Source organism: Microbacterium sp. 13-71-7 (assembly GCF_002257455.1).
Taxonomy (GTDB): domain Bacteria; phylum Actinomycetota; class Actinomycetes; order Actinomycetales; family Microbacteriaceae; genus Microbacterium.
Genome location: NZ_NCKN01000013.1, coordinates 1 through 10,075 on the forward strand (window position 1 = coordinate 1; position 10,075 = coordinate 10,075).

General features: G+C 71.0%; 10 protein-coding genes, 1 tRNA gene and 1 pseudogene. 10 read left to right on the top strand and 2 right to left on the bottom strand.

Annotation, left to right across the window (positions count from 1 at the left end; translation table 11 throughout):
* Both B7X32_RS02285 and B7X32_RS02290 read left to right on the top strand, forming a co-directional pair.
* Positions 1-284: pseudogene (locus tag B7X32_RS02285) on the top strand (ATP-dependent helicase); the annotation flags it as partial.
* Positions 285-429: 145 nt separating this feature from the next.
* A complete protein-coding gene (locus B7X32_RS02290) occupies positions 430-1,539 on the top strand; it encodes a VIT1/CCC1 transporter family protein (protein ID WP_292715444.1) in 1,110 nt (369 codons plus the stop codon).
* A gap of 134 nt (positions 1,540-1,673) precedes the next feature.
* Here B7X32_RS02290 and B7X32_RS02295 read toward each other — a convergent pair.
* Positions 1,674-1,758: transfer RNA gene (locus tag B7X32_RS02295), tRNA-Leu, on the bottom strand.
* Positions 1,759-1,905: 147 nt separating this feature from the next.
* On the opposite strand from B7X32_RS02295, the gene B7X32_RS02300 reads away from it, so the two are divergent.
* Positions 1,906-3,207, top strand: a complete 1,302-nt coding sequence (locus B7X32_RS02300; protein ID WP_292715447.1) for a M20/M25/M40 family metallo-hydrolase — start codon at positions 1,906-1,908, stop codon at positions 3,205-3,207.
* A gap of 76 nt (positions 3,208-3,283) precedes the next feature.
* A complete protein-coding gene (locus tag B7X32_RS02305) occupies positions 3,284-4,108 on the top strand; it encodes an undecaprenyl-diphosphate phosphatase (RefSeq protein ID WP_292715450.1) in 825 nt (274 codons plus the stop codon).
* 46 nt (positions 4,109-4,154) lie between these two features.
* Here the strand turns inward: B7X32_RS02305 and B7X32_RS02310 are convergent, their stop codons facing one another.
* Positions 4,155-5,006 (bottom strand): PAC2 family protein, encoded by an 852-nt coding sequence (locus tag B7X32_RS02310; protein WP_292715452.1) that lies wholly within the window; start codon positions 5,004-5,006, stop codon positions 4,155-4,157.
* Positions 5,007-5,098: 92 nt separating this feature from the next.
* Here B7X32_RS02310 and B7X32_RS02315 point away from each other — a divergent pair, with 92 nt between their 5' ends.
* The 6 genes from B7X32_RS02315 to tatA are packed head-to-tail and all read left to right on the top strand — an operon-like array spanning position 5,099 to position 10,034.
* Positions 5,099-5,785: an HAD family phosphatase gene (locus B7X32_RS02315; RefSeq protein ID WP_292715455.1), complete on the top strand. Its 687-nt coding sequence runs from the start codon at positions 5,099-5,101 to the stop codon at positions 5,783-5,785.
* A complete protein-coding gene (locus B7X32_RS02320; RefSeq protein WP_292715457.1) occupies positions 5,782-6,813 on the top strand; it encodes a tRNA (adenine-N1)-methyltransferase in 1,032 nt (343 codons plus the stop codon). The genes B7X32_RS02315 and B7X32_RS02320 overlap by 4 nt, the downstream gene beginning before the upstream one ends.
* A gap of 10 nt (positions 6,814-6,823) precedes the next feature.
* Positions 6,824-7,732 carry a hypothetical protein gene (locus tag B7X32_RS02325; protein WP_292715460.1) on the top strand — a complete coding sequence of 303 codons (909 nt, stop codon included), beginning with the start codon at positions 6,824-6,826 and terminating at the stop codon, positions 7,730-7,732.
* Complete coding sequence (locus B7X32_RS02330) at positions 7,733-8,719, top strand: WYL domain-containing protein (RefSeq protein ID WP_292715463.1); 987 nt, start codon at positions 7,733-7,735, stop codon at positions 8,717-8,719.
* A complete protein-coding gene (locus B7X32_RS02335; protein ID WP_292715466.1) occupies positions 8,716-9,705 on the top strand; it encodes a WYL domain-containing protein in 990 nt (329 codons plus the stop codon). Before B7X32_RS02330 ends, B7X32_RS02335 begins: the two co-directional genes overlap by 4 nt.
* Before the next feature lie 38 nt (positions 9,706-9,743).
* Positions 9,744-10,034 carry a Sec-independent protein translocase subunit TatA gene (gene tatA / locus B7X32_RS02340; RefSeq protein ID WP_292715469.1) on the top strand — a complete coding sequence of 97 codons (291 nt, stop codon included), beginning with the start codon at positions 9,744-9,746 and terminating at the stop codon, positions 10,032-10,034.
* Positions 10,035-10,075: the final 41 nt, after the last annotated feature.

Consider the following 10,075-nt stretch of genomic DNA (forward strand, 5'->3'; position numbering starts at 1 on the left):
TGCTCATGCAGCGCCAGTCCCGGCAGTCCCGATTGCGGGAGGCGCGTGAGGCCGCCACTCCGGCTCAGACCACGACGCTGCCAGAGCCTCTGCACCGCACCCTGCGCGAACAGCGGCAGCTGCTCAACAGCCTCGTCGGCGTCTATGCGCGCCAGACCGGCGAGCCGCACGGCGCCGTGCACGCGGAGTTGCGACGGCTCTGCGGCGGTCCGGCGGTGGCCCAGGCCACGGTGACCCAGCTGCAGTCGCGGATCGACCTGCTCCGGCGGCGCGTGCGGGCCTGAGCCCCCGGCTCCGCCGGCACCGCGGGGACGCGCCCGGAAGCGCCTGGTTCGGATCCCCGAAATGCTGTCAATCCGCGTCCTGACGCGGATCCCAGGGCTTCGCGTCGATAGCGTGGAGCGGTTGCCTCGATCCATGAAGGACGTCATGAACACGCCTGAAACCGCTCACTCCGAACCCACCGCGGCCGACCGCCGCCGCTGGGCGCGCTACCTCGTCGAGGAGCGCGCCGAGGCCCATGTCTACCAGCAGCTCGCCCAGCGCCGTGAGGGCGAGGAGCGGGAGATCCTGCTCGAGCTCGCCGCCGCAGAGGGGCGCCACGAGGCGCACTGGCTCGCGCTGCTCGGCGGAGAACCCCACCGGCTTCCGCGACCGGGTCTGCGCACGCGGACCCTCGGGTGGATGGCCGGGCGCTTCGGATCCATCTTCGTGCTCGCGCTCGCCCAGAGCGCGGAGGCGCGGTCCCCGTACGATGCCGAGGTCTACGCCACCCCGGCCATGCGCGCCGACGAGAAGGTGCATTTCGAGGTCGTCCGCGGCCTCGCCGCCCGCGGTCGGCGCCAGCTGTCCGGCTCGTTCCGGGCGGCGGTCTTCGGGGCGAACGACGGCCTCGTGAGCAACCTGGCGCTCGTGCTGGGCATCGGGGCCACGGGTGCGAGCAGCAGCCTGGTCCTGTTCAGCGGCTTCGCGGGACTGCTCGCCGGCGCCCTGTCGATGGGGGCGGGCGAGTTCGTGTCCGTCCGTTCCCAGCGCGAGCTGCTCGAGGCGACTGAGGAGAACGGGCACGGCGACGCCACCGCGAGCGACCTCGACCTGGACGAGAACGAGCTCGCGCTCGTCTACCGAGCCAGAGGCATGGATGCGGACGAGTCGCTGCAGCGCGCCCGCCGGGTCGTGAGCGCCGCGAAGGCCGGGCTCGCGCAGCGCGCGACCGGCCCGCTGCGCGTGCCGACCGACGCCGGCGACGAGCATGAGATCATCGGGAACGCGTGGCCCGCGGCGATCTCGAGCTTCCTGCTGTTCGCCTCCGGGGCGATCGTGCCGGTACTGCCGTGGATCTTCGGCATGCAGGGCCTTCCCGCGGTGCTGGTGGCCCTCGCGCTCGTCGGCATCGCGCTGCTCGGCACCGGAGCGACCGTGGGTGTGCTCTCCGGCGGCCCGCCGCTGCGCCGCGGTCTGCGTCAGCTGGCGATCGGTTTCGGTGCGGCAGCCGTCACCTACGCGCTCGGGCTGCTGTTCAACGTCAGCGTGGGCTGAGGCGCGCAGAGACACGGAGAGCCGGGGTCGTGGATCCCGGCTCTCCGCCGCATCGGGGCATCGGTGCGGGCGGCCGCCCGGTGGACAGAAACGAAGAAGGCCCGGATCTTCCGATCCGGGCCTTCTCACCAGCGTGCGCGAGGGGGGACTTGAACCCCCACGCCCTATTCGGGCACTAGCACCTCAAGCTAGCGCGTCTACCTATTCCGCCACCCGCGCTGGTGTTTTCGGCTGTTCCCAACCGAAGAATGACACTATCACGTTCCGCGGGACCCCTCGAACCGCGGTGCATGTCGGGCGCGTCGCCGATGTCGGCCGGAGTCCCGGACCTCCGGAACGGGCCCGGCCGTTCGATAGCCTGGGGGCATGCCCCAGCCCGATGCCGAACTTCCCGAGGTCGCGCGGATCGCCGCCGACCTCATCCGTTTCGACACCTCCAACTTCGGCGGTGGTGACGCGAAGGGCGAACGGGAGGCCGCGGAGTACGTGGGCGCCTACCTGGAGGCGCTCGGCCTCCAGCCGGAGTACTACGAGCCGATCCCGCGGCGCACGAACGTCATGGCGCGCGTGGAGGGGCGGAACAGGGACAAGCCGGCGCTCGTCGTGCACGGCCATCTCGACGTCGTCCCCGCGATGGCGGGCGACTGGCAGGTGGATCCGTTCGCCGGCGTCGTGCGGGACGGCATGCTCTGGGGTCGCGGCGCGGTCGACATGAAGAACATGAACGCCATGATCCTCACCTCGGTGGCGGAGATCCTGCGGGCGGGGGAGCAGCCCGAGCGGGACCTGATCCTCGCCTTCTTCGCCGATGAGGAGAACGGCGGCGTCGAGGGCTCGGCCCTCGTCGTGCAGAACCGCCCGGAGTGGTTCGCCGGCGCGACCGAGGCCATCAGCGAGGTCGGCGGCTACTCGATCCCGGTCGGAGACCAGAGCGCCTACCTCCTGCAGGTGGGGGAGAAGGCGCTCATGTGGATCCGCCTCATCGCGAAGGGGCGGGCGGGCCACGGCAGCCGGTTCCATCCCGAGAACGCCGTCACGCGGCTCGCCGAAGCCGTGGCGGCGATCGGACGCACGGCCTGGCCGATCCAGCTGACCGACACGACCCGCGAATTCCTCGATCGGATGAGCGCCCTCACGGGTCTCCCGGTGGACGACCCCGACGCCCTCGCCGCGACCGCCGGCCCGGCGGAGGCGTTCCTGCGGTCCACGCTGCGTACGACGACGAACCCGACCGTGCTGCAGGCCGGCTACAAGCACAACGTGATCCCCGAGCGCGCCGAGGCGCTCATCGACGTGCGCGTGATCCCCGGCCAGGAGGAGGACGTGCTCGCGCAGCTGCGCGCCCTCGTCGGCGACGACGTCGAGATCGAGATGGTCGTGCAGGACATCGGCATGGAGACGCCGTTCGCGGGCCCCCTCGTCGACGCCATGGTCGCGGCGCTCGAACGCCACGATCCCGGAGTACCCGTCATCCCGTACCTGCTCGGTGCGGGCACCGACAACAAGGCGCTCGCCTTCCTGGGCATCACCGGCTACGGCTTCGCGCCGCTGAAGCTGCCGGCCGATCTCGACTTCACCGGCATGTTCCACGGCGTGGACGAGCGGGTGCCCATCGAGTCCCTGGTGTTCGGGCAGCGCGTGCTCACCGACCTCCTGCGGACCTACTGAGCGTCCGCTCCGGATCGCCTGACCGCCCACCGACCGACCGAACCGCGCGAGCCTGCGCACGACGCGAAAGCGATCCATGCACCTTCTCGAAGCCATCTTCCTGGGGATCGTGCAGGGACTCACCGAGTTCCTGCCCATCTCCTCCAGCGCGCACCTCCGCATCGTCGGCGCCTTCCTGCCGAGCGCGCAGGATCCCGGTGCCGCGTTCACCGCCATCACCCAGATCGGCACGGAGGCGGCCGTCGTGGTGTTCTTCTGGCGCGACATCGTGCGGATCGTCGGGGCGTGGTGGGCGGCCCTGATCGGCCGGATCCCGCGCAACGACCCCGACGCCAGGATGGGATGGCTGATCATCATCGGCAGCATCCCGATCGTGGTGCTGGGTCTCGTCTTCAAGGACCAGATCGAGACCGTGTTCCGTTCGCTGTGGCTCGTCGCGATCATGCTGATCGTCTTCGGCGTGCTGCTCGGGGTCGCGGACGCGATCGGGGCCCGGCGTCGCAAACTCAAGGACCTCACCCTCGGCCACGGCATCGTCTACGGCCTCGCCCAGTCTCTCGCGCTGATCCCCGGCGTCTCCCGCTCCGGCGGCACCATCACGGCCGGCCTGCTGCTCGGGTACGAGCGCGAGGCGGCCGCCCGCTACGCGTTCCTGCTGGCGATCCCCGCGGTCTTCGGATCCGGCGTGTATCAGGCGGTCAAGAGCATCGGAGAGCCGAGCGTGTTCTCCGCCGGCGAGACCCTCGCCGCGACCGGCATCGCCTTCGTCGTGGGCCTCGGCGTGATCGCCTTCTTCATGCGCTGGATCTCGCAGCGCAGCTTCCTGCCGTTCGTCGTCTACCGGATCCTGCTCGGCATCGCCCTCATCGTCCTGCTGGCGCTCGGTGTGATCAAGCCCTGACGGCGCGCCTGCGGACCGTTCCGGCCGGATCCCGGGGGAGCGCGGCTCAGCGCTTGTGCTCGCCCGGGCCCTCGCCGTTGCGGCGGAAGAACCGCTCGAAGGCCTGGGCGATGGCCTCGCCCGAGGCGTCGGGCGAATCCCAGGTGTCTCGCTTCGTCTCGAGCTGCGCGATGTAGGCGGCCATCTCCTCGTCCTCCGCGGCGGCCGCGTCGATCGTCGCCTCCCACATGGCGGCCTCGGTGGCGAGCTGCCCGCGCGGGACGTCGACACCGGTCACCTCGTGCAGCCGGTCGAGCAGGGCGAGCGTCGCCTTGGGCGAGGAACCGCCGGTCTGCACGTAGTGCGGCACGTTGGCCCAGAGCGACAGTGCAGGGATCCCCGCCTGCTCCGCCGCATGCTCGAGCGCGGAGAGTATTCCGATCGGGCCCTCGTACGTGGAGCGCTCGATGCCGAGCGCCTCGCGGACCTCGGCGTTCTCGCTCGACGCGAAGATCGAGATCGGCCGCGTGTGCGGCACGTCCGAGAGCATCGCGCCGAGCGTGACGAATCCCGTGATGTCCTCGCTCAGGGCGGCGTCGATGAACTCGGCGCTGAAGGCCTGCCAGGCGCGCGCGGGCTCGGTGCCCGTCAGCAGCCACAGCCGCGGCTCGGTGCCGTCGGAAGGTGCGGTCGGCCGCAGCATCCGCGCCGAGGGCCAGCGCAGACTGCGGTTGCCCTCCTCGTCGCGTTCGAGGGTCGGCCGCGCCCACTGGTAGTCGAAGTACAGTTCCGGGTCCGCGGCGTGCACGACGTCGAATCCGCCGTCGTCGATCTGCTCGGCGGCGGCGGACGCGGCCTCACCGGCGTCGTTCCAGCCGTCGAAGGCGGCGACGATGATCCGGGTCCCGAGTACCTGCACAGTGTTCCTTCCTGCGGCGACCTGCGCCGTGTGTTCCGTCCAGGCTAGTCCCCGCCACCGTCGCGGGCGCGGGCCGCCGGTACGATGGGGGAGTGAATCAGCATCCTCGCGCGGTCCTCTGGGACATGGACGGAACCCTTGTCGACACCGAACCGTACTGGATGGACGCCGAGACCGAGCTCATCGAGTCCTTCGGTGGAACGTGGACGCACGACCAGGCTCTGCAGCTGGTCGGCAAGGGCCTGATCGACAGCGCGGTCATCCTGCAGGGCGCCGGCGTGAGGATGGGCGCCCAGGAGATCGTCGACGAGCTCACCGAGCGCGTGCGCGTGCGTCTTCAGCAGGACGGCGTCCCGTTCCGTCCCGGTGCGAGGGAACTGCTGCGCGAACTGCGCGAGACGGGCATCCGCACCGCCCTTGTCACCATGTCGCTGCGGCGCATGGCCGAGGACATCGTCTCGCTGATCGGCTTCGACGCCTTCGACGTCATCGTCGGCGGAGACGACGTCGAAAGGCCCAAGCCCTTCCCCGATCCGTACCTGCAGGCGGCCGACGCCCTCGGCATCGACATCGCCGACACCGTGGCCCTCGAGGACTCGCGGACCGGACTGCAGGCCGCCGTGTCGGCCCGCGCCGTCGCGATCGGCGTGCCGCACATGGTCGCCCTCGACGGCCTCGACGCGGACGTCCTCTGGGACTCGCTCGCCGGACGAGGCGTCGATGACCTCGCCGCCGAGTACACCCGCATCCGCGCCGCCAGGGCGGAGGCCACCCTGTGAGCGCACAGCGACCCAGCGGTCCGTTCCGCGAGGGCGACCGCGTGCAGCTGACCGGCCCCAAGGGCCGGATGCACACCGTGACGCTGCGCGAGGACGGCGAGCTCCACACCCACCACGGCGTTCTCCGCCACCGCGACCTGATCGGGTTGCCCGACGGATCCGTCGTGGCGAACAGTTCCGGGAACGAGTACCTGGCGCTGCGCCCGCTGCTGCGCGACTTCGTGATGTCGATGCCGCGCGGTGCCGCCATCGTGTACCCGAAGGATGCAGCGCAGATCCTCACCCAGGCCGACATCTTCCCCGGCGCGACGGTCGTCGAGGCCGGCGTCGGGTCCGGCGCGCTGTCGCTCTCGCTGCTGCGGGCGATCGGGCCCGCCGGACGCCTGGTGTCCTTCGAGCGCCGTGACGACTTCGCCGAGGTAGCCCGCGCGAATGTGGAGACGTTCCTCGGCGAGCTGCCCGAGACGTGGAACATCGTCGTGGGCGATCTCCAGGAGCAGCTGTCCACGGAGTTCGCCGCCGGTACCGTCGACCGCGTCGTGCTGGACATGCTCGCGCCCTGGGAGTGCATCGACGCCGTAGCCGAGGCCCTTGCGCCCGGCGGCGTGGTGCTCTGCTACATCGCGACCGCGACCCAGCTGTCCCGCGTCGCGGAGTACGTGCGCGCGACGGGGCTGTTCACCGAGCCCGAGGCGTCCGAGACGATGGTCCGGGGCTGGCACGTCGAGGGTCTGGCCGTGCGCCCCGATCACCGCATGGTCGCGCACACGGGCTTCCTGATCACCGCGCGCCGGCTCGCGCCGGGCGCCATCCCGCCGGATGTGAAGCGTCGCGCCGCCAAGAAGCCGACCTACGGCGACGAGGATGTGGAGCTGTGGACCCCCGGCGCCGTGGGCGATCGCGAGATCACCGACAAGAATCTGCGCAAGCGCGTCCGCGAGGCCCAGCGGGCGGCGGGCGGCGCACGACTGGCCGCTTCGGGCGACGCGGATGAGGATGCGGCAGGGAGCGCGGATCCGTCCGCATAGACTGGAGCGCGTGCGTAAGACTGCCGCTGCTCTGATCACCCTCGGCCTCGCCGCCCTCGCGCTGGCCGGCTGCTCCGCTGGTCCGTCCTTCGCGGGACAGGCCTGCTCCGAGAGGCCGACCTCCTCCGCGCTCGCGGACTCCGTGACGGTGAAGGGCGACTTCGGCAAGGAGCCGTCGGTCACCCTGTCGCTGCCGACGAAGGTGCAGAAGGCGAGCGTCGACGACCTCATCCACGGCACCGGCACGGCGATCACCACGAAGAACCAGCCCTTCGTCGCCGACATCGCGCTCTACGACGCGCAGTCGGGGCAGCGGATCGGTGCGACCGGCTTCGACGGCACGACCGCGGTCGCGGACGTGAACACGCTGGCTGCGCAGGCGAAGGTGCTCGGCGATGCGCTGGAGTGCGCCACGGCAGGCTCCCGCCTGCTCATCGGCTTCCCGGCGGGGACCGCCGCGAAGGGGGCAGCGGTCGGCGTCGTGGACGTGCGCACGGTGTTCCTGCCGCACGCCGAGGGCTCCCTGGAGTACAACGACGCGCTCGGGCTGCCGACCGTCGTCCGCGCTCCCGACGGCCGCCCCGGCGTCATCATCCCGGATGCGAAGAAGCCCACCAAGCAGGTGGTGCAGACGCTCATCCGCGGCGACGGCCCGAAGGTGAAGAAGACCGACGGCGTCCGCGTGCAGTTCACGAGCGTGGACTGGGACACCCGCAAGGTCGTCAACAGCACGTGGGACTCGCAGTCCGCCGTGATCTCCGGCGCGGCCGGGATCGAGGGTCAGACCGTCGGCTCGCAGGTGCTCCTGGTCGTCCCGCCGGCGGCCGGCGGCCAGAGCACGGGCTCGGACGGCAACGGCACGCAGGCGATCGTCGTCGACATCCTCGGGATCGACGATTCCCCCGCGACGGGGCAGTAGATGGCGGAACGGATCCCCGCGGAGGAGCGCCTGACGAATCTCGTCGTGGCGCTCATGGCCACGGAGATCGGCCTGACCAAGCAGCAGATCCTCGCCTCCGTCTCGGGCTACCGCCAGCGCGCGGAGGGCAGGGCCGACGCGCTCGACAAGATGTTCGAGCGGGACAAGGACGAGCTGCGCGCGCTCGGCATCCCCATCGAGACGCTGGGCGACCACGCCGACCCCAACGACCTGCGCGAGGCCCGCTACCGTATTCCCAAGGCGGAATACGACCTGCCGGTCGACATCGAGTTCACGCCCGCCGAGCTCGCGGTCCTGCGTCTCGCGGGGAGCGTGTGGAGCGAGGAATCGCTGTCCGCCGACGCCCAGGCGGGGGTCCGCAAGATCCGGGCGCTGGGAATCGACGTGGACGAGCCGATCATCGGCTTCGCGCCGCGGATCACGGCCCGCGACGCCGCTTTCGCCCCGCTGCAGGGTGCGATCGAGCGCAGCGTGATCGTGGTCTTCGACTACCTGAAGCCGGGCGAGCAGGCGCCCCGCCGGCGGCGCGTGCAGCCGCTCGCGCTCGTCGAGTACGAGGCGCGCTGGCACGTCTTCGGACGCGACGTCGATGCCGAGGGCGACCGCATGTTCCTGCTCACGCGCATCGTGGGCGAGGTGGAGGTCACGAACGACGCCTTCCCTTCAGAACTGCGCGAAGGCGCGGGGGAGCGGGCGCTCGCGAGCCTGGAGGCGGTCGCCGCCGCGCACTCCGCCCTGCTCGAGATCACGCCTGGCACCGAGGCGGCGCTGCGCCTGGGTCGTCGTGCGGAACCCGCGCTGCAGGGCATCCGCGTGCCGTACGTGGATCTGCACATCCTCGCGGACGAGCTGGCCTCCTATGGGCCTGAGGTGCGCGTGGTGGAACCCGCCGTGCTGCGCGACGCGGTGATCGTGCGCCTGCGTGCTGCGGCCGCGGCGCACGCCGACGGGAAGGGCGGGGCATGATGGCGCAGCGCAGACCTCTGCTGAGCTCGGATCGCGTCCGGGCCTACCTCACACTCGTGCCGTACCTGCTCGAGCGCGGCGAGGTGTCGCTGGCCGAGGCCGCGGCGGAGTTCGACATGACCGAGCCGCAGATGCGGGCCATGGTCGAGAAGCTCACCGTGATCGGACTGCCCGGTGACGAGGGCTACTGGCAGGCGCCGCAGGAACTGTTCGACATCAACTGGGACCTGCTCGACGAGCAGGGCATCATCGAGATCACGAACGACGTCGGGCTGCGACGCGTGCCCAAGTTCACCGCGCGTGAAGCCGCGGCGCTGGTCGCCGGTCTGCAGCTGGCCTCGGCGGTGCCGGGCGTGGCCGATTCCGGCGTGGTTCAGGGGCTCATCGCGAAGCTGTCCCGCGGAGCCGCCGGCCTGCCCGCCGATGTCATCGTGGCGCCGGGCCCGGTCGACGAGGTCCGCACCGTGGTCGCGACCGCCCTGCAGGAGCACGTCGCGGTGTCCTTCACGTATCGCGCGCCCGACTCGGCGCCGACGACGCGCACCGTGGACCCCGTGACGGTGCTGATCACCAACGGGCAGTGGTATCTGCAGGGCTGGTGCCACCTGCGCCGCGCGATGCGCACATTCCATCTCGATCGCGTGAGCGAGCCGCGGCTCACCGAGATCCCGATCACGCACGGAGACGAGCCCGTTCCGGAACTGTTCGCCGGCAACGAGGAGCGCGACGAGGCGGTGATCCGCTTTCCGGAGCGTCTGGCCCCGCTGCTGCGCGACTACCTGCGCCGCGCCGAGGTCGGCGTGGAGAACGGCTCCATGACCGCTACGCTTCACGTGGGGGATCCGCTCAGCCTCAAGCGGCTGGCCGCTCGCTTCGGCGGCGCGGTGGAGATCCTGGAGCCCGCGTCGGCGCGATCCGCCGCTCGTGAATGGGCGATCGCCGCACTTGCGCTGTACTCCGAACAAACCACCCCACAGTCACGGTAGACTGTGGCGCAACACCCGATCCATCAAGGGAGATCATCATGTTCGCCGGACTCAACGGATGGCATCTGGTCATCATCCTCGCCGTCATCCTGCTGTTGTTCGGCGCGGCCAAGCTCCCCGCGCTCGCGAAGAGCATGGGCCAGTCGGCACGCGTCTTCAAGGGTGAGATGAAGGCCATGAAGGACGAAGACGCCGCAGCCGCTGCGACGGACGCGACCACCACGGCGTCGACGCAGGCGCCTGCCACCACCGCGCTTCCGACCGCCGCGCCGAACGCCGCCGACACCACCGCTGTCAACCCGCCGCACGACGCCGGTACCCAGCGCTGACGGGCGTGACCGACGCGTCACCGGCGACGAAGGGGCGGAAG